Source organism: Muribaculum sp. NM65_B17, assembly GCF_004793735.1.
In the GTDB taxonomy this organism is placed as follows: Bacteria; Bacteroidota; Bacteroidia; order Bacteroidales; family Muribaculaceae; genus Muribaculum; species Muribaculum gordoncarteri.
The window spans coordinates 19,064-37,887 of the sequence record NZ_SRYY01000014.1 but is presented as its reverse complement, the minus strand read 5'-3'; the positions used below and the strand labels follow the sequence as shown (position 1 = coordinate 37,887).

16 protein-coding genes are annotated in these 18,824 nt (G+C 41.7%); 4 read left to right on the top strand and 12 right to left on the bottom strand.

Annotation, left to right across the window (positions count from 1 at the left end; translation table 11 throughout):
- Positions 1-303: 303 nt before the first annotated feature.
- The 9 genes from E5354_RS13165 to E5354_RS13125 all read right to left on the bottom strand — a co-directional run bounded on the left by E5354_RS13165 (position 304) and on the right by E5354_RS13125 (position 11,515).
- Positions 304-1,299: a YhcG family protein gene (locus tag E5354_RS13165; RefSeq protein ID WP_135947752.1), complete on the bottom strand. Its 996-nt coding sequence runs from the start codon at positions 1,297-1,299 to the stop codon at positions 304-306.
- A 5-nt stretch (positions 1,300-1,304) separates the two neighbouring features.
- On the bottom strand, positions 1,305-1,922 hold the full coding sequence (locus tag E5354_RS13160) for a zeta toxin family protein (protein ID WP_135947751.1): 618 nt from the start codon (positions 1,920-1,922) through the stop codon (positions 1,305-1,307).
- Positions 1,909-2,109, bottom strand: coding sequence for a hypothetical protein (locus E5354_RS13155; RefSeq protein ID WP_168353911.1), 201 nt, complete (start codon positions 2,107-2,109; stop codon positions 1,909-1,911). Before E5354_RS13155 ends, E5354_RS13160 begins: the two co-directional genes overlap by 14 nt.
- A 232-nt stretch (positions 2,110-2,341) precedes the next feature.
- On the bottom strand, positions 2,342-4,549 hold the full coding sequence (locus tag E5354_RS13150) for a restriction endonuclease (protein ID WP_135947749.1): 2,208 nt from the start codon (positions 4,547-4,549) through the stop codon (positions 2,342-2,344).
- 51 nt (positions 4,550-4,600) lie between these two features.
- Positions 4,601-6,421: an ATP-binding protein gene (locus E5354_RS13145; RefSeq protein ID WP_135947748.1), complete on the bottom strand. Its 1,821-nt coding sequence runs from the start codon at positions 6,419-6,421 to the stop codon at positions 4,601-4,603.
- Between the two features lie 12 nt (positions 6,422-6,433).
- The gene (locus E5354_RS13140) at positions 6,434-9,421 is read right to left on the bottom strand and encodes a type III restriction-modification system endonuclease (protein ID WP_135947747.1); all 2,988 of its coding nucleotides are present in this window, start codon (positions 9,419-9,421) and stop codon (positions 6,434-6,436) included.
- 1 nt (position 9,422) lies between these two features.
- Entirely contained in the window at positions 9,423-10,031 is a 609-nt protein-coding gene (locus E5354_RS13135) for a hypothetical protein (protein ID WP_135947746.1), read from the bottom strand.
- Between the two features lie 27 nt (positions 10,032-10,058).
- Positions 10,059-11,306 (bottom strand): site-specific DNA-methyltransferase, encoded by a 1,248-nt coding sequence (locus tag E5354_RS13130; RefSeq protein ID WP_135947745.1) that lies wholly within the window; start codon positions 11,304-11,306, stop codon positions 10,059-10,061.
- A complete protein-coding gene (locus E5354_RS13125) occupies positions 11,306-11,515 on the bottom strand; it encodes a helix-turn-helix transcriptional regulator (RefSeq protein WP_135947744.1) in 210 nt (69 codons plus the stop codon). Before E5354_RS13125 ends, E5354_RS13130 begins: the two co-directional genes overlap by 1 nt.
- A 378-nt stretch (positions 11,516-11,893) precedes the next feature.
- Between E5354_RS13125 and E5354_RS13120 the strand changes: the two genes are divergently transcribed.
- The 4 genes from E5354_RS13120 to mobV all read left to right on the top strand — a co-directional run bounded on the left by E5354_RS13120 (position 11,894) and on the right by mobV (position 15,995).
- Complete coding sequence (locus tag E5354_RS13120; protein ID WP_135947743.1) at positions 11,894-12,253, top strand: helix-turn-helix domain-containing protein; 360 nt, start codon at positions 11,894-11,896, stop codon at positions 12,251-12,253.
- A complete protein-coding gene (locus E5354_RS13115) occupies positions 12,250-13,383 on the top strand; it encodes an AAA family ATPase (RefSeq protein ID WP_246863819.1) in 1,134 nt (377 codons plus the stop codon). The genes E5354_RS13120 and E5354_RS13115 overlap by 4 nt, the downstream gene beginning before the upstream one ends.
- Before the next feature lie 66 nt (positions 13,384-13,449).
- Complete coding sequence (locus E5354_RS13110) at positions 13,450-14,418, top strand: DUF6371 domain-containing protein (protein WP_135947742.1); 969 nt, start codon at positions 13,450-13,452, stop codon at positions 14,416-14,418.
- Between the two features lie 179 nt (positions 14,419-14,597).
- Positions 14,598-15,995, top strand: coding sequence for a MobV family relaxase (gene mobV, locus E5354_RS13105; RefSeq protein WP_135947741.1), 1,398 nt, complete (start codon positions 14,598-14,600; stop codon positions 15,993-15,995).
- A gap of 4 nt (positions 15,996-15,999) precedes the next feature.
- Here mobV and E5354_RS13100 read toward each other — a convergent pair whose 3' ends face one another.
- The 3 genes from E5354_RS13100 to E5354_RS13090 form a co-directional block, all read right to left on the bottom strand.
- Positions 16,000-16,746: a hypothetical protein gene (locus tag E5354_RS13100; RefSeq protein ID WP_135947740.1), complete on the bottom strand. Its 747-nt coding sequence runs from the start codon at positions 16,744-16,746 to the stop codon at positions 16,000-16,002.
- A gap of 121 nt (positions 16,747-16,867) precedes the next feature.
- Positions 16,868-18,115 carry a site-specific integrase gene (locus E5354_RS13095; RefSeq protein ID WP_135947739.1) on the bottom strand — a complete coding sequence of 416 codons (1,248 nt, stop codon included), beginning with the start codon at positions 18,113-18,115 and terminating at the stop codon, positions 16,868-16,870.
- Positions 18,112-18,663, bottom strand: a complete 552-nt coding sequence (locus E5354_RS13090; RefSeq protein ID WP_135947738.1) for a DUF2116 family Zn-ribbon domain-containing protein — start codon at positions 18,661-18,663, stop codon at positions 18,112-18,114. Before E5354_RS13090 ends, E5354_RS13095 begins: the two co-directional genes overlap by 4 nt.
- Between the last annotated feature and the right edge of the window lie 161 nt (positions 18,664-18,824).

Here is an 18,824-nt window from a genome sequence, read left to right as displayed (position 1 = left end):
AGGCTGATGCCTCTGCACGTTGAGTAGCACTCAAAAATTATTTAGGACAATATTGCTCTTCCTGTTCGGAATAATACTTTCAATCAAAATCAATCCTTGACATATAGGAATATTCGGTAATGGTAAAAATAAATAGGGTGCCGCTCGTTGAGCGGCACCCTATTTATTTTATTGTTGGTTCGGAAACTTATTTCACTTCCTCGAATCTAACCATATTTGAATACCAATATTTAGTGTTGTATGGTACAAATATGGGTATTCAAGTTCATAGGAATGACATCGGTTACTTTATCGTTTTGGGTCTCATCTTGTTTCTTCCCATTCCTTTTTAACTCGCTCGACTTCCGCTATCAGCTGCTGCTCTGTGGGAAGATAGAGTTGATATTTAGATGCAACAATTGTGTTGTTGTCCGAGGGAAGGGTCATCTTAACCAATGTGTCGTTTTTGGCAGTGCATAGCAATATGCCGATTGTGGGATTCTCCTCCGGTAGTTTCTCAGTACGGTCGTAGTAATTGACGTACATCTGCAATTGTCCCAGATCCTGATGAGTTACCTCGCCTGTCTTTAACTCGAAAATCACGAACCGCCGGGCAAGACGGTTGTAAAAGACCAAGTCAATGAAAAACTCGTCATCTTCAAGAATGATTCGTTTTTGACGCGCTACGAAAGTGAACCCATTGCCCAGTTCAAGAATAAATTCCTGAAGGTGATTGATTAATTCTGTTTCAAGGTCACTCTCGTAGTAATGTGCTTTCTTTTCCAACCCTAGAAATTCCAACACCATTGGATCCTTAACTATTTCCTGCGGTGCTTCGGGTGCTCTCTCTTTTCGCGCCATTGCGAGCACAGATTCTTTATCATTGCTAAGAAGCAAGCGTTCATATAACATTGAATTGATCTGACGTTGCATCTGGCGTGCAGTCCAGCAATTACTTGCCGCTTCAAGCTCGTAATATTCGCGTTTGTCTTTGTCTGAAATTTGAATTAATGCACGGTACTGAGTCCAGTTGAATTGTGAACGCAGTGCGTTCACTTTTGGGTATTCCAGGAAAAACTGCCTTGCAAAATTAAGCTGACGATAGCTAAAACCACTTCCGTATTCGGGTTCTATTTCTTGGGCAAGATTTTTTATAAGACCTTTACCATACTCAGCACGCGCACTCCCGCCCTGTTCCTCCTCGACAATACGTCGTCCTATTTGCCAATACATCTGTACACGACAAAAGTCAACTGATCGGACAGCATTAGACCGAGAGGTTTCAATAATCGAGCGTATTTCTGATACTAAATCTTTCATTTTTGTTATTTTGTAGCTTTCCTTTCCGGAAGGATAGTCGAAGCCCAGTTGGGAAGCTCATCGACATAGCGTTTCGCAAGCTCGCCGTCGCTCAATCGGAATAAAAGCCGAGCTTCCGCATCCTCTATCGAGTTGTCATAGACATAGAGCCTATCAACGTATGGAGCCAATGCTATACAGTTAGCAATGGATTTGTCGTAGCGGGATATGATTTTGGGGATGGGGACATCATGACCGCCATTCAGCACACGGTTTGCAACGCGCTTCGCATTGATTGTCGGAGATTCAGTGGATACGAAGAAAAGGCGGATGAAGAATCCGGCTTGCTTCGCTCTGAGAATGTAATCGACCTTATACGTAGCAGACATCACGGTCTCAAAGATATGGCTATTACGTTCTGCAAGACATCGTTCACGCCATTCATTGCAATAGTTGGCGGCTTTGAGAACAGACTCCTGATTGTTCCAGTCACCGAAAATATCGCGTGCAACATTGTCGGGATTGATGTATTCAGAATCCTCAAGCCACTCATGATGCAGAATCTTGGAGGTGACAGAAGTCTTTCCCGACCCATTGGGTCCGGCAATCACAATTAGAACCGGCTTGTGTTCACTTGTCGCCATTGCGAAGCCTGTTTAAGGTTTCTTCAACTCTTGCGCGAGCCTCGTGCGAGGCGGCCTCAATGCCGGCAGCCACACGCTCGGCAGCGCGACGGGTACTTTCGCGGGCTTCCTCGGCAACCTCTCGCATAATCTGAGCCATACGCTCGTCGCCTGGCTCTTCCATCGACGTCAGTCGATAACTATTCATCTGCTCTTCCGACATAGTATAATCTTTTCTTATTCAACGCCAAAGTTACGAAAATAGTCTGAACCGACATTCCATTTTGTGATATACGGTCTTCTTGCGCGTATCTCATCGTGGTACACCACTTGCACCCTCGATTCTTTCCCTTCAATTTGAAAGATCAGGAACTCTGCTGTGCTATTTCGTATTTCAAACTTCTTCGCCATTATAATTCATATTATGAATTACTCATTTATTAATGAGCTAAAAGACTTGTAAACATTGAATCAATGGTTGCTTCGTCATCTTTTTCTTGTGAGTATGACATGCCAAAATCATCTCTTTCGTACTCTGGTTCATCTTGTGCGACTGATGATCGCAATTCGCATAAAGCATCAGAGAAATCGGATATTTCTATTTCATCTATAATGTTTTGTAATGACTCTTCAAATTGATCTACCTCTGAGATAGTGGATAGTTGTTCCATTTCTAACTCAATTTGATTCTCTAGGGATTGTACAAATTGACTATTTTGACTTAAATCAACAACATCCCATTCTTTTAAAACCGGGATATATTCGACAAAATCTTCTATTGATTTTGACTCGCTTTCCAGTATATCAAAAACATCACTTCTGGTAAATCCACTTAGATATAGCCAATTGATAGTATTTGCAATTTCTATCTTTGTGGAGAAACGAATTGTTTCATCTTTAAAAGTATCTAAAGTAATATTTTTCTCATAGAGACCGGGGTGTTGAGAGAAAAGCTCAGGATTACTTTTGCGCATTTCTAGAAGGAAACCACCAATTGAAAAAGTACCATAGTACTTGTTCTTGTAATCAGTGTAGCCTAAACTACACGATTGTGGCGATAATGATAACCGAATGAAGCTTTCTTTTATGGCGTCTTGAATTCGTTTACTCCTGATAACATCAGGACATTTAAATGAATTTGATGTATGGAGTTGTTCACTATAAATAGCACCTTTTATTATCGCTTCAAGAATCTCTAAATGATTATTGAGATAATCAACTATAAAATCTAATATAGATGGATTATGAACTGCAACAATATTATGTTGTGAAAACTTGAGAAAGCAACCTTCCATCTTTCTTAATGATGCTAACCATTCATGCTCATTCATAGAAGGTATTTTCATATCTTCACACACACAAACATAGGCTCTTCGCCAGTCCGAAATCGTAATTACACTCGGTAGCGTTGACAATAAACATAATGCTAATTTTGCTCCATCCTCCAATTTATCAAATGCACTTTCCCAAACAGAATAAGGCTTATTAAAAAAGCCAATAAATTCATCTATAAAGATATCCGGAGATATTTGTTTCCAGACACCCCCATGAATGAAGGTTTCAATAATTCGAGGATTAAAATTCGGATGATTTATTATTTTACGGTAGGCACGACATTTTAATAATTTATGAATATACTCTTTAGGTAGATTTTCTTTTGCTATATGATTATATAGGATACGAGCCCGAATTATTTCCGTATAATCACCCAATTCTAATATGCATTTTACTAAATCAAAATTATTGTTTTTGATTTTTTCATAATATCTCTGAGCATCTTTAAACACATATTCTCTTGTCGTAAGAATAAATCTTTTGTCATTTGATTTTTTTACAACATTAATAAAATTGATAAGTCGTCCGTCATAGTTATGAGCTTCAGGGACAAAGCCATTACTTCCAAGGAAATCGTCATATAAGAAAATCTGTTTCTTTTCCTTATTATACAATCTCAAACCATCCTCAAGGTCTGACATATATACAAATTCATATTCGTTATCATTGCCCAAAGTAGAATACACAAGAAAACGCGCCAATGTCGTTTTCCCAATTCCGGGGATTCCTGATATTATGACATAACCATTTTCTTTCAGGATTTGTGTAGCCTTATTCAGACTATCGTTAACTACATATGTCTCTATTTCTTCTTGAATTTGATTCCATTCAAATGTAGACTGGTTTACGACAGTTGCATTCACAATCCTATCAAGAACAGTTGTGCTTGTCAACCACAGCTTGGGAAATCCTTTTTCTATCTCAGTATGTATTCCTAGAAGATTGTTTAAATCATCTTTGCCCAAAATATCTTCAGTTCTTAGTATATATGGACAAAACAATCGCTTGATTTCCTCCTTGTTATTCGGAGTTAATCCTACAGAAGTTGCGATTATATATCTCTGTGGATTTAGTTTTTTTACTTTCGCGACCTCATTCTTAAGTTCATTAATAAGGCTCTTATAATCCTTATAACGCTTGGCTTGAATTATTATGGCGTTTTTGTCATATGTTGAACATCTTAAATCAATTCCTCCATCCCTTCCCTCTGTAAAGCACTCCAGATGAATATTCAAATGCTTTTGGAGAAGATCTCTTACGAGACATTCGAAATCACTGAATGACAGTATACTATTAAAATCATAAGCAGGCATAAGGCGTATAAGAATTAATTTAATGATGTTTAATATGTTAAAGAAATAAGGTTATAGATTAACCAATTGATAGATTTTATCAAACCACCCTTTAATCTCTCCTTCGGGGTCCCTTAGAACTAATAAGTCGTAGTTCATAGCATGTTCAAAGACTCTACTAAGTTGCGTCTTTGAAGTGGTATCTTTCCATTTACCATCAAGTTTATCCCTATTAGCGTTATAATAAGCCTCCGCCACTAAGCCGGGAACTCCATCTAAGTCGGTATCAATATCCACACCCAATACACTTTTTATAGCATCTCGATGTAAATAGTTTTCAATTTCTCTCTTTTGGGTTAAAGTAGCCCAAGAACCATTATTACGATTATTTACCTCATCTACAGTGCTCTGATAGTGTTTCACATCATTATCATATATATGAATCTCTGGACAATTCAATTTAGAAAGATAATTCCTTTCCACCCAATATTTTAATATGCTACCTCCGAGGGGAACTACCAGAACTCGATTATCAGAATTTAAATCAATGACATCCGGATAGTGTTCCCTGAGACACCTACTAAAGGAATAAAATGCAATTACATCAGTCGGACCTTCGAGGCATAACACAACCTTAATTTGATTTTCAGGATTAGGCTGTATTCCCAATGTCTCAACGATATCTTTTATAATTCCTTCTCCTTCAGAAATAACTGGTATTCCTTTTTCATCTCGATTTATGAAACGTAAGGATTGTGTCGGTAATTCCTGAGCCAAACTTGGGCTATGCGTAGTGAGAAGTACTTGACAATGAGGTGTCTCAGATAATCCCATAAAGGAATTAATCAAGATTCTTTGATTATTGGGATGTTGAGCCGTTTCCGGTTCTTCAATTGCGTAAATTATATCCTTTTTGTTAGATTTTGACGCCTTGCGTTCTGCTTCTGCTTTGAAGAAACCAACTAAAATCATTCTTCTTACGCCACTTCCTCTTTTATTCAAAGAGATGCCTTCATCAGTATCCATGGCAATAGAGAATAAACTATTCCATTTTGTATTTGAAGGTGCTGAAAATTTGGGAGTTAATTGATTTGCCAAATTTTCGTCAATTTCTTTTAATGCCTTTTGTGTCTGAGTTGCAATATTCAAGGCCTTTTCCTGAACTTTCTTTTGAATTTCAACAATCTCGTTTTGTACTTCTGAAATCGCTTCTTGAATTGCAACTTTCATCGGATTCTGGACTTCAGTGTCTGAATCTTGGCTACTTCTGTCGCTTTGAAATAATGCATAGGTTGGTAAGTATGATTCAATTTTACTCCAAATCTCTTTACCTTCTTCTTTTGCCTTAGACACCTCTATTTCAGATAACGACAATTGTAAGTTATCCGAAGATGCCCATATCGCTTTGCGCATCTTCGGGTTGCCTTTTAAAGGAGCTTCGATATTACTATCTTTTATAATTTTCTGAAGATCTTTTTCTTTAAGTGAAAGAAGATCATTGACACCTTTGGCTGTAGGATGATTTGCTACAATATATACAATAGGGGTAATTTTGTTTTTGGAACAATCATACACTTTCTTGATACGTATTGTGTCTTCGGTATATACAAGATATTCTTCTTCAAGATTTGTACTTTCTCCAGAATCTAATATTATTGAATTTGGAAGTTCACAAAAATCGCATTCGATAATAACTTCTTTTCCACCATGAATATTGGCATCCGATGAATCTATTTTTACAATTTCATTATTAAAAAATATTTCTAATGCCTCTAAGATTGTAGATTTTCCGATGTCATTCTTTCCTATTAATGTGGTGATATTACCAAAATCAATTGAAATTGGCTCTTTATAGCATCTGAAGTTAGATAGATGTATCGATTTTAATCTCATTAGAATGACTATTTATGAATTTACAACTTCTTTTACAATCTGGAGCATCTTCTTGTTATTGAGCTGAGTGCGGAAATGGACGTTATATCCCTGAGCGGAGAGATTCTTGAAAAATATCTCTGCACATTTGATTTTCGCATCCTCAACAACTCTAAGTGCCGATTCCTTATCTACATCTTTGGTCTCAACTACGATGTTAAGTTCCTTATCTCCGTTGGCTTTCTTGACTACATACATGAAGTCAGGACTGTATGTTCCACCGGCAATCGTTGGTATTGCAATACTACTCCGAGGAATCTTGCCATAGACAATAACTTCGGCTATTCCTGAAAGGCCTCCGTCAATATCGGATTCGATGTCTTCAAGTTCAAGAGGGGAATCGTATGCTTTCGCATCATACAGATACTTTTCTGCGGCATCTCCTTCTTTCATCTTGACACCTATTCGACCCTGAGCGATTTCTTCTCTGACGCTACCATCAGCATATGTAAGTGCCGTGGCACCCGTTAAGCCATCGGTTTTCTTATATTTGAAACGCCCTTGTAAGGTCTCAATTTTCCAATCAGTGAATGCTTGAACGAGCGTGCTTATTGCCTGTTCATTGAAATGAGAATCCTTTATTTTTCCTGACTTCTTTGTATAACGACAGATTGCACTATGTATCTTCTCAAGAGAAATATTTGTGGTATCTGAGACTCGTTTCAAGAATACCCCATAGGGCAATGCTTGATTAATATTATACTGAACGCCGTTGTTGGATGTAGATGACATATGTTCACCATCACTAACAACAATGTCCCTTCTACTGGTAATAACTCTATCGGTAAAGACACTTCCTGTTTCAAGTATCTTGTCAAGAGCCTTGTCAATTTCGACATTGAGATCGGGTTCATACCATATAGTATATCGCTGATTGAGCTTCTCCCATAGCTCTCTCAACTCTTCAAACCTTGCCTTCCTGATTTTGACAGGATGATTGGGTTTGCTGTTGCGGTCTCTTACTTTTCCGCTTTCAAGTCCTGACTTGAATAATGGGTATTCCTCAAAGAAATTAGCCTTATTTTCGGGGATAATATTATATTTAAGATCTACATATTTTTTAGTCAATAATTCAACAAATAGAATGGTTACATCGGTTCCCATTTTTTGCGCTACCTGTTGAATGATTTCCAAAGAGAGTGTAACTGATTCCGGAATCTCACTGTTTATCTGCTCAACGAGTTTCTTGGCAAAATCAGCTTCTGTAAAATCTACAATATAGTTTAACGTAAATTCCTCATTGGAAATGCGGTTGCCACACTCATCCACAGGAAGACGAAGACCGCGACCAACTTCTTGTAACTTGGAAATATCACTTCCACTAGAACGAAGTTTCGCAATTGTGAATACATTGGGGTTATCCCAACCCTCCTTTAGAGTCCATTTTGAAAAAAGAAACCTTCTGAGCATAGGATTGCAGTCTTTATCCACAAACGAAAGCAATTGTTTTTTTCCGTTAAGGATATCATTAACCTCCTCGGCAATACTTTCATCCGAAGAACTGTTATCTTGAGCAAAATATCCGGCGTGGCAAGCTCTGATATTTTTCAGACTTGCTTCCAGATATTCTCGATATTCATTTTCTTGGTCAGAGAGTTTGCCTATTGTGTCTTTGAGCTTTTCTTTAAGCAATCGCTCAAAAGCTTCCAAAATATATGGCTTTTTCCCATCTTCCCCCTTCCTATAGGATGTAATATCGTCAATAAAGAACAGAGCAAGAGTTTTAATCTTAAAATTTCTGCCCGAGAAATTATGGCGTTCTGTCTCAAAATGTCTCTCCAATGCGAGACGTATCATTTGTTCTTGATAGGAACTCATGAATACATCCACGTCCATTTCCTCACCGACAGTTTTAATTTGTCCGTTGGAAAGTTCTATGGAGTTTTTATCAATAGTTTGAATGGTTAGTCCGGTTAGCTCATCTGCTATCTGTGAAAGCGAATCACCCATACGGAGCTGGAAACTCCTTGTCGGGACATCTTCCTGCTTGTATTGAAATGTTGCGGAAACATTTTTAGTTACGGACAGCAACTTGATTTTCTCATTCTTTTGTGAAGTAGGCTCAAAATGTTCTTTAGCAACACCTTTAATCAGCCCTTGATTGAATGACTGACAAGCATTAAGATCATAAAGAAGATTCTGGTAATCCTTGATTGTCTTTTTATTCTTGCCTTTGCCTATTGTAACTTCGGGAAACGTCGCGCCAAATCTGATGATACATTGTGGGGAAATCTCCTTTTGGATGATGCCGAAAACTTTCTGCTCTCTCGAAAATTTGTGAGGTTCATCGATGATTACAAACGGGCGTGTGGCTTTAAGCGCATTATACGGGCGATAAAAGCCTTCCACGACATTGCCATAATCATCTCTGCTTAGGATATAGTTCTTCGCATCCTTCAGTAGCTGCATGTTTACTAAAAGGACGAAAATTTTCCTGGTGTCTTGACAAGACCCTTTGACAAATTCACTTACAGCGGCAGGAAAATATTGTCTTCCCTTCTTTTTCTTCTTGGGAGGTTCAAGCGTAAGCAGGTCAATTTCTGCGTCATATCCACAAACATCACGGAAATGACGCTTTACATATTCATCCTCCATAAACTGCCTTGCGCCTGCTTTGATTGGCAATGTAGGCACAGCTACTATGAATTTATTGATCCCATAACGTTTATGGAGTTCAAACATAGTCTGAACATAGACATAGGTCTTCCCGGTGCCGGTTTCCATCTTTATATCAAGATTCAGACATGTAGGTTCATGAGTATATCCTCCATATTCATGCGGAATCTTGTTTACACCTTGTATATTTCGGATGTTATCACCGACTCCATCCTTGAAAATGGTTATTTCAGGATTGGAATAGTAATGCACAGGGGACTTAACCCATGTATCCTTGAATACATCGGCTACCGCATCTACCGCCTTTTGCTGATGCGGTAACGAGGATTGAAGTATCAGTTCCATATCAATATCTAATTTCGAAATTGATACGAAGGTTCTTCTCTCCGGCCTGTACGGTCTGTAGACTGTCTTTCAGGCTCTGCAACTCATTCCAACCGAAGGAATAGCCATAAATTACAACATTCTGTGGATTGAATGATGCTTCCGTTTGATACTTGTCAAGGAGAACAGCTACTGCGTTATCAGATAAATCCGGGTTGATAAGATAGAGATGCTTGTCGATATAGTAAACCGTATAACCGCCAAGATTTAAAGAGTGGTAATCAGAAGTCAGACCATAACCATCCCTTTCCAGCCATGTTGTAAGAATGGTAGGGACACCAAATTCATCCATCAGGGTATTGTCACCGAACGCAGTATGCTTATCAAATTTAATGATTTTTTCCAGCGCAATGCCTGATGGTTCCTTCAAAGTGAAATGGCGGAAGCCGAGGTCTCCATGAAAAAGTGGATTCTCTGTTTCAATTTTTTTAGCTGCACGCTTTATCCTATCAAATCCGAATTCATCTATTGTCTTGAATCCGGCTTTGAATGCTTCTGTCTCTTTTTCAAAAGGTGCTTGAATCTGAACTAAGATATAATTTAGGCTTTTCCCGTCTGAAATCAGTTGCATAGCAGCCTGAGCAGTTGACGATGAGCCTCAAAAAAAATCAAGAACATAAACAGAGTCCTTATCTGTTGGGGCAATTCCTTGGCTTAAGATCAATTTTATATAATCGACAGGCTTAGGAAAATCGAAATATTCCTTACCATCGTATAGTTCTCTTAATTCGCGGGTACCCTGAGTGCTGTATACTGTTTCCAATATTGAGGACAGTCCAGTATATTCACTTCCAAGGTCCCTCATAAATTTCTTGCGCCTTGGTCTCCCTATTGGATCGGCAGGGAAAATAACCTCATTATTAGCGAGCAGCTCAGCCATTCTTTTCGGCTCATATCTCCATCCGGTTGACGGACAAGGATAGGTAATGCCTGTTGATGGATTGGTTAAATCATAATGCAAATTAGGCCGTTGTGACTCAGTTGCCAAGCCTGTCATGTCGGCACTCATCCAAGGGCCTCGTGGATCATTATCCGGATTCGTGTACTTAGTTTTATCGGATTCTTTGCCTAATATACGGCTATCTTCTCTTCGACCATAACATAGAAGATAATCGTGATCTTTTGATGCTCCGTTTTTGGTACGGCTGTCAACCATCTGTCGTTTCTTCCATATAAAGGAACAAATTAGATTCTCTTCTCCAAAAATGTCATCGCAAAGAAGTTTCAGATTACTTTGCTCGTTATCATCAATAGATATGAAGATTACGCCGTCTTTGCTAAGGAGGTCACGGGCGAGTATTAGACGAGGCAACATGAACATAAGCCATGCAGAATGTGATACCGAACCTCGACGAGTAAGCTCAAGAATGCGTTGAGCCTTGTCTAAAGAGATACTGAGTTTTGTGGATAATTCTTCTGCTGTAAAATTGAAGTTGTCATTATACACAAATCCGTCAGAGCCGGTATTGTAAGGAGGGTCTATATAGATACACTTTATCTGTCCTGCATAGGATTTCAGAAGATGTTTCAGCGCGTCAAGATTATCGCCGCTGATATAGATATTCTTGCTTTCTTTGTTTTCGGGCAAAGAATTATGTGCTTCATCCGGCACTATAACTGTTGTGGTGTCAAGAGAAGCCAACATCCGGGCATAGTTCTTGCCGAGAAACCGCAATTCGTATCCCTCATCTGTAACTTCTACTTTGTCTTTAAGATACTCTTGAAATCTGACAATATCGAAACTTCCATCTTCCTTAAAACAGGCAGGAAAATGTTCCCTCAGTATTTCAAGCTCGTTAGAGCCGGGGGTTACTGAATTATTTTTATCAAGTATATCTTTAATCATCAGATTTCAATTTTAGTATTCAATAGATTATCAACGCTGACTTCCAATAACTTGGCAATCTTAACCAAAGTGGGCAAATCTGGCTGGGAACTATTCGTACACCATTTTGATACGGTTGATGGATTCACATTTAGTTGCTCACATAACCATTTATTTGTCCGTTTCTTTTCTGCTAAAACTACTTTTAATCGGTTTATATCAGTTTCCATGTCGATAAAATTTGTTATCCACTCGCAAATTTAGTGAAAGTTTCGCACATATCAAAGAAACCGAGTGTGTTTCGCATCATGTTTGGCCGCATAATGTAGGCAGAATAGGCGATTATTCTTATTGATATTCGAGGCAATCAGTTGTGAATCGTTATGATTGGTGCCATTAATAAGGGCTATTTCGGCCTTAATAGGCAATCATAAACAAAAGAATTTTCATCCGGTAAACTGTTGAGGGATAGTTGTGTATGGTTATGGGCAGTTAAGATTTGATTATGATTATGGGTATGGGTGGAATCAGCATTGAATCACCATTTGATTTTGCTATTCTTTTGCAGAACGCTTCGATATTGAGGCGCAATGCAAACACCTTTTACAATGGTCGAAAGAACCACTATCAAATTCGAGGATATGCCCAAAGCTCTGGCATATCTGATTGAGAAAGTTGAAGAGCTTGACCGCAAACTTGAATCGCTCGGCGATACTTCTACATCCGGCAAGGATATGTGGATGGGGATTAAGGAGCTGTGCGCATATCTCCCGACGCGCCCGGCAACGCAGACTGTCTATGGCTGGACGAGCGCACATCTTATACCATTCCACAAGAAGGGGAAGCGCATCATGTTCCTAAAGTCGGAGATAGACAAGTGGCTGATTGGAGAACAGCTCAAATCAATCCGTGAAATCGAGGCTGATGCCGAAGCATTTTGCGCCGGCAGAAAGGAGCGTAAACTATGACCTCCATGCAAGACCCGCTCGGCGGTTTCATCGCCGAAGTAGAGAACGGAGCAGGGCTGCAGACACCTGACGCAGCGGTTGTGCGTTACGAAAGGTTATGCAATGAGGCACAGCTCGACATCGACAAGGAGGTGCCACCTCCGCCGGTTGCCATTTATATAGGCGATTCGCCGGCTTGTACCTTCGGCAATTTCAGTGCCTCGATCGGAAAACCAAAAGGCAAGAAGACTTTCAATGTGTCGGCAATGACGGCAGCGGCCATGACCAATTCCACGATTCTGAATTATCGTGGCAATATGCCGTCGGACCAGAACGGTATCCTATACTTCGACACCGAGCAGAGCAAATATCATGCCTTTCGGGTGTTCAAGCGTATCGCACGACTGACCCACAGGAGCAATCAGGAAATCAACGAGAGGATAAAGTATTTCGCCCTGCGCAAGTATTCCGTTGAAGACCGCATCGGTATGATTGACCATAAGATACGCAATACACAAGCGGTCGGACTGGTTATCATCGACGGCATCCGCGATCTGATGCTTGACATCAACAATCCCCGTGAAGCGACCCTTATAGTCAACTTTCTGATGAAGTGGACGGAAGAATACAATCTACACATCCACACCATCATTCACCAGAACAAGAGTGATGAGAACGCACGAGGACACATCGGAACCGAAATCAACAACAAGTCCGAAACTGTTCTCCGTGTCGAGAAAGACAAGAACGATGATGCCATCAGCACTGTCGAGGCGGTCTATATCCGAGATGTCTCTTTCCCTTCGTTTGCCTTTCGGATTAACTCCGAGGCTTTGCCCGAACTCATCAAGGACTATGTGCCGACACCCGAAGCCAAAGGTAACGAGGCATGGGACCCGTACCATGACATAACCGAAGACACTCACCGCAGTGCTCTCGATTCAGCGTTCCCAAATCCGGATACATTGCTCCGACATGGAGAACTGATGGACGCGCTCCGTGACGCATACGCCGACGAGGACATCGAACTCAGCGACTACAAGCTCAAGATTCTGATAACCTTTCTGAAGAATAAGCGGATGATCGAGCAGGTGGACAAGGGCAAGAAGAAAGGCAATCCTTACCGCTACCTTCAGGATTTTTACTATTGAAAAGTTAGTTGGATGAAGCGGGCCTATATATACACGACACCTCACCCAACCAAAATTCAAAGGGCTATGACCAATGATTACCGATACCGGCTTGATAACTCCCGTCCTCGTATCAAAGTTACATGTCCTGCCTGCGGGCGTCCGAGGAAACTGGTGCGCTATGTCGACACACAGACCGGGATGTTTCTTGCCGATCATGTAGGCAAATGTGACCGGATATTCAAATGCGGATATCACTATACACCATCCGCCTATTTCCGGAACCATCTCTGGCTCAATAATGTTACATCCTATCGACCGGTGAGTTTGCGCATCAATGCGCAGACCTCTAAGCCGTCATTCGTAGAGCGCAGCCGGATGGTTGAATCCATGAATCGCAGTCAGTCTTCGGCTCTGTTCCGATTTCTCAGCTCACTATGGGATAATGACGAAACCATGCGTCTGTTCCGATTATATAATGTCGGTGCAACCACTCGGATGAACGATGCGACAGTCTTCTGGCAAGTGGATGTCAACGGGTGTATCCGCACAGGAAAGATAATGCGATACGGCAACGACGGACACCGCATAAAGGAAGATGGATTGGTAAACTTCATGTGGGTGCACCGTTTGAAATCAATGGTTGACAATCCCGATGACTTCAACCTTGTGCAATGCTTCTTCGGCGAACACTTGCTTTCGGTTCACCCCGGCTCAAAGGTCATGATAGTGGAATCCGAGAAGTCAGCCATAATCGCCTCTCATTATTATCCGCAGTACCTTTGGCTGGCGAGTGGCGGATGTTGCGGATGCCTCAATCAGACGGCTTCACAAGTATTGAAAGGAAGGGAAGTGTGGCTCGTGCCTGACCTTGACGCCGAAGAACGTTGGCGAGACAAATTGACAATGCTCCGTGCGATTACTCCGACTGTCGGGATTGTGACTGCCATATCTGACATGGCAACACCGGAGCACAGAGCCGCCAAACTTGATATAGCCGACTTCCTCTTGGATGCGGCAAGCCGGAATAACCCCATTGTAGGAGCTGCCGACTAAGCCTGTCAGCTTGCTGAATATAGGGAGGATTTTAGTAATAAAATTCCGTAGCTTATTATGGCATTTTCAGCCGAAGTCTCCGACCTCTCCCGAAAAAGCCATCAGTCACCGAGCCACCTCCCGGCTCTCCGTTGCGATTGATACGGAATTTTATCATAACCATTTTAATTCAAGAGTAAATGACAACACAATATGCAGTGTGCCATCTGGAGCGTGGCGCAGGCAACGATTCGGGGATGTCCTGCCACATCGAGCGCAAGACCGCCGAGGGCAAACCGCACATCCCCGACAACGCCGACGAGAGCAGGACACACCTCAACCGCGAGCTTATCGCCTTCCCTGACGGCGTTCACAACCGTACTCAGGCGATTCAACACCGTATTGAAACAGCCGGACTTAAGCGGAAAGTCGGCAAGAACCAGACCCGTGCCGTCCGTGTACTTCTGACAGGTACACATGAGCAGATGATGGCTCTTGTAAATTCCGATCGCCTTGATGACTGGTGCCGATCCAATATCAAATGGCTGCACGACACCTTCGGCAAGGATAACCTTGTGTCATGTGTGCTTCACATGGACGAAAAAACTCCCCATCTCCATGCAACGGTTGTTCCCATTGTAACGGCACCACGCACACGCCGTAAGCGCGAGGGTGAACAGAAATACAAGGAGAAGACCCAGGCACCGCGACTGTGTGCCAATGAGCTAATGACACGCGGCAAGCTCCGGCAATATCAGGATACATACGCAGAGGCAATGGCCGGATTCGGATTGAAACGTGGTGTCGTTGCGAGTGGTGCCAGACATCAGACGCAACAGCAATACAACCGCCAGCAAGCACTCGAACTTCAGACAGATATCGAAAGACTGAACGCCGAGATTGAGAAACTTGCAGCAGTAAAGGAAAAGGTCGAGAAGGGAGCTAAGGACGGCAAGAACCGTATCCTCTCATGGCTCGGTACAGGAGAACTGCCGAAACTGGAGAAGGAAGTTGCGGACAAGGACAGTCAGATTGCCGCATTGCAAAAGCAGCTAACAGATATGCAGAAGCGCTACGACAGTCTGAAAGCCGATTCGCTTCGTGAACGAAACTCTTATCAAAAGGAAATCGACGCGGCGACCAAACGTGTTGCCGAATGGGAAGCTAGTTATAATGCCGAACACAATCGGGCAAAGGAGTTGCACCGCCTGGCATTCCCCGAGCGTTACCGCCTGTCATCAGGCGCAGACCTTGTCAGCGGCTGGATCCCCAACCGAATGTATCCCAGTCTTTCAATCACGACGCTGTTTCATGGCAACGAGTTCAAGAATACCTCTTACGATGTTCCTCAGAATCTTCTCGACAAGTACGACAGCGGCGCACTAACTCTTCATGAATTGATCAACGAACTGTTTGAGCCGTGGGAGCAGGTCGATGAATCACAACACAGCCTTCTCGCCATCGCACTCCAGACCGCCGCCGGAGGAATCCCGACACCGCATGTCGGCACCGGCGCAGGCGGTTCATCTTCCGATTTGCCTTGGAACGATAACGACAAGGAAAAATTCCAAAGACAAAAACACAAAGGTCGTAGATAGCTTTTCAGTCTTTCAGAATCTTCTCATCAATCTCGACAGCATGGGCACCACGGGTATTGCGAAGCGTCTTTTTGATTGATGAGAGTTCTGTATTGGAGAACCATTCGCCGAAAGTAGCTTTGACAAAGGATGCCGTGGTGTCGCCATCAATGTTATACTGGAATGCGATGTTCCATGCAAAATTCTTCAAAGAGGCTTGAGTCACCTCAGGTTTCTTTGAAATCTTCATGGCATTCACGTTGAGCACATCCTTATGACTGACAAAGTATCTCACACAATCCAAAATCTGAGCGACTTCGGTTTGAGAAAAATTCAGGCGCATAAAAGTCTCCTTAGTATAGGAGAGAATTTTGTCAAGTTTCTCGGCATCCTCTCGAACCAGTTGTTCTCTTACTATGCTGGTTTCGGCAACATAATGGTCGTGAAATTTGATTGCGTCCTCGTAATCCGAATCTATGACTATGACTGTCGGCTCAACATTTTTGAGTGCTTCTTCGACCGCTTCCTGTTGCTTGCGCGTAATCAAATCACTATGAACCTTATCAAAAGCATTGACTATGCGCTCACTTATTCTATTGCATCCTGCGTAGAATAGTTGCCAGAACGCATAATACACAGGAACGAGCAGTAAGCTCCATTGCAATCCTAAATCAAATTTGGCGCAGGTTCCCCACGCCATTGCAGTAGACAGGGTGAGATTTACTCCGGTGATTATTCCCGGAGTTATTTTGGGGAGAGTTCTCGATATCATTTTCTTCAATTTTCTGCAAAGTTAGAAAATCCATAGAAAGCGATAAAGAAATCGCCTCGTAATCACCTCACTTTTAGGCTTTTTTATCTATATAAATATAGTCGCATTTCTATAAATATTGTTACTCAATGTCATTGAAATTCAGGTCAAGACTGATAGCGTTTGCGGCTTCATCTTTCAGTTTATCAACGACTTTTGCGTATATCTGAGTTGTACGGACATTTGTGTGACCTAACATCTTGCTGACTGTGTAAAGATCGGTTCCCCCGGCAATTTGAAGCGTTGCAAAGGTATGACGGAAGCAATGGAAGGTGACTCTTCGCTTGATTCCGGCTGCTTCAATCCAGCGTTTCAGCGGGCGTGAAACCCAGGACGGATCCGGCAAATCTTCGAATACAAGCCTATCGGCATCTCCCGGTGTGCCACATAATTGATATGCCTGCTCGGAGATCGGTTGGTATTCAACTCCCTTCGTTTTCTGTTGAGTAAAGTTTAGACGATATTGTTCTCCAACATTTTGAATATCACCCCAATGAAGCTTCTGAATATCACAATGGCGTAACCCGGTCAATGCCGCAAACAATGCCGCACGTTTGATGATTGGCTTATCGCAGGGCGTTTTTGCCAATGTGTTGAGTTCGGCGATGGTCAGGAACTCACGACGGCTTTCTTCCTCTGCGATTCCTTTTGCCTTAGCCGAGAGGTCGACAGAGATATAACCATCAATAAATGCCTGCTTCAACGCCGCCTTAAAGATTGAGAAATATGTCGCAGCCGAGTTTTGGGACAAAGTTCCCTTCTTTCCACCTCCTTGTGGAGCCGTCAGAAGAAAGTTCTTGAAGTCGTTTATCAGCTTAGTGTCAATTCTTCCGAATGGTATTATTCCGTCTTTAGAAAAGATTTTCAACAATTCGCCCATTCGTTTCCAGTTTATGAGAATTGATGCCGAGCTGTTCTTATGTCTCTCCACAGTAATCTTCTTCACATAGTCGATAAAATTGGCATTGGCTTTTTCCTGTAATTCAGCCTGAGCTGCATCCTGATCGGAGTAGAGGGCAGCCGTATCATATTCCTTCTGACGGATTTGCCTTACTTTATCGGCATAGATGCACGATTCCTGATCGATCTGTGATTTACACATGATAACGCCATTGATATCACGTTTCGGTCGAAAGCCTCCGCGAGTAGGTCTTTTCTTATCCCATATCGGTGTCGTTATGATACGTTTGACATATTCACGCACTCGTTTAGGAGTTTCATTCTCTTTCTCATAGACAGGGTATGCCTCGACATAGAGATACCATTCATTGCGAATTTCACTCTTTCGCAGTTTTACGGATACTGTTGTATGTTGGAGTTTCTTTTTCATTTTTCGGACTTGAAGATTTTGTCAATGTCAAACTTCGGTACATATACAAAACGGCCTATCTGACGCATAGGGATACTATGCTTTCGCAGATTACTATATACGGTCGATTCGCTTACTCGAAACAGTTTGGATACTTCTCCGATAGTATAGCAATCCTCCGGCTCTAATGAATATAGCCGTTTGGGAGTTTCCTCCACAAGTGGATTCTTTCGAACTTCTAATATCGTTTCAATTTCGGTAACATCAACAAGCGTCATTCGTATCCCGGGATTGTATGCTTTTATTTTCCCAAGTCTAATCCATCTATATAATGTGGGTTTTGAGATGTTGTATTTGTTGATCACCTGAGCGGCTGTCAGATACTGATGTCCGTCCGCATTATCTACGATGGCTTGTCTTCTTTCTTCTCGCTTAATGGCTCGTTTCTTATTCCGAAATGTCTCATCGGAACATTTCTTAGAACAGTGGACTGAATTGACATTCTTTGCGAGAAATGGTTTCCCGCAAACGATGCAGTGACGCATGATTTTAGCTTTGCTTTCTGGCATATTCTTATGGTTGTATCACTTTAACGCCGATTAAGTATCATAAGGTAAAATCAACGTCAAAATAAGTTTCGGTACAATTTTGGTACAAATATAAGCTAAAAATCCATAGAAAACAAGTATTCGGAGAGAAAAGTGCAAATAAAAATGGAGTGTAACTTGTT

Excerpts from the sequence above, each read along its gene's own strand:
- E5354_RS13165 (WP_135947752.1), bottom strand. The coding sequence starts at position 1,299 with ATGAAAGATTTAGTATCAGAAATACGCTCGATTATTGAAACCTCTCGG.
- E5354_RS13160 (WP_135947751.1), bottom strand. The coding sequence starts at position 1,922 with ATGGCGACAAGTGAACACAAGCCGGTTCTAATTGTGATTGCCGGACCC.
- E5354_RS13155 (WP_168353911.1), bottom strand. The coding sequence starts at position 2,109 with ATGAATAGTTATCGACTGACGTCGATGGAAGAGCCAGGCGACGAGCGT.
- E5354_RS13150 (WP_135947749.1), bottom strand. The coding sequence starts at position 4,549 with ATGCCTGCTTATGATTTTAATAGTATACTGTCATTCAGTGATTTCGAA.
- E5354_RS13145 (WP_135947748.1), bottom strand. The coding sequence starts at position 6,421 with ATGAGATTAAAATCGATACATCTATCTAACTTCAGATGCTATAAAGAG.
- E5354_RS13140 (WP_135947747.1), bottom strand. The coding sequence starts at position 9,421 with ATGGAACTGATACTTCAATCCTCGTTACCGCATCAGCAAAAGGCGGTA.
- E5354_RS13135 (WP_135947746.1), bottom strand. The coding sequence starts at position 10,031 with ATGCAACTGATTTCAGACGGGAAAAGCCTAAATTATATCTTAGTTCAG.
- E5354_RS13130 (WP_135947745.1), bottom strand. The coding sequence starts at position 11,306 with ATGATTAAAGATATACTTGATAAAAATAATTCAGTAACCCCCGGCTCT.
- E5354_RS13125 (WP_135947744.1), bottom strand. The coding sequence starts at position 11,515 with ATGGAAACTGATATAAACCGATTAAAAGTAGTTTTAGCAGAAAAGAAA.
- E5354_RS13120 (WP_135947743.1), top strand. The coding sequence starts at position 11,894 with ATGGTCGAAAGAACCACTATCAAATTCGAGGATATGCCCAAAGCTCTG.
- E5354_RS13115 (WP_246863819.1), top strand. The coding sequence starts at position 12,250 with ATGACCTCCATGCAAGACCCGCTCGGCGGTTTCATCGCCGAAGTAGAG.
- E5354_RS13110 (WP_135947742.1), top strand. The coding sequence starts at position 13,450 with ATGACCAATGATTACCGATACCGGCTTGATAACTCCCGTCCTCGTATC.
- mobV (WP_135947741.1), top strand. The coding sequence starts at position 14,598 with ATGACAACACAATATGCAGTGTGCCATCTGGAGCGTGGCGCAGGCAAC.
- E5354_RS13100 (WP_135947740.1), bottom strand. The coding sequence starts at position 16,746 with ATGATATCGAGAACTCTCCCCAAAATAACTCCGGGAATAATCACCGGA.
- E5354_RS13095 (WP_135947739.1), bottom strand. The coding sequence starts at position 18,115 with ATGAAAAAGAAACTCCAACATACAACAGTATCCGTAAAACTGCGAAAG.
- E5354_RS13090 (WP_135947738.1), bottom strand. The coding sequence starts at position 18,663 with ATGCCAGAAAGCAAAGCTAAAATCATGCGTCACTGCATCGTTTGCGGG.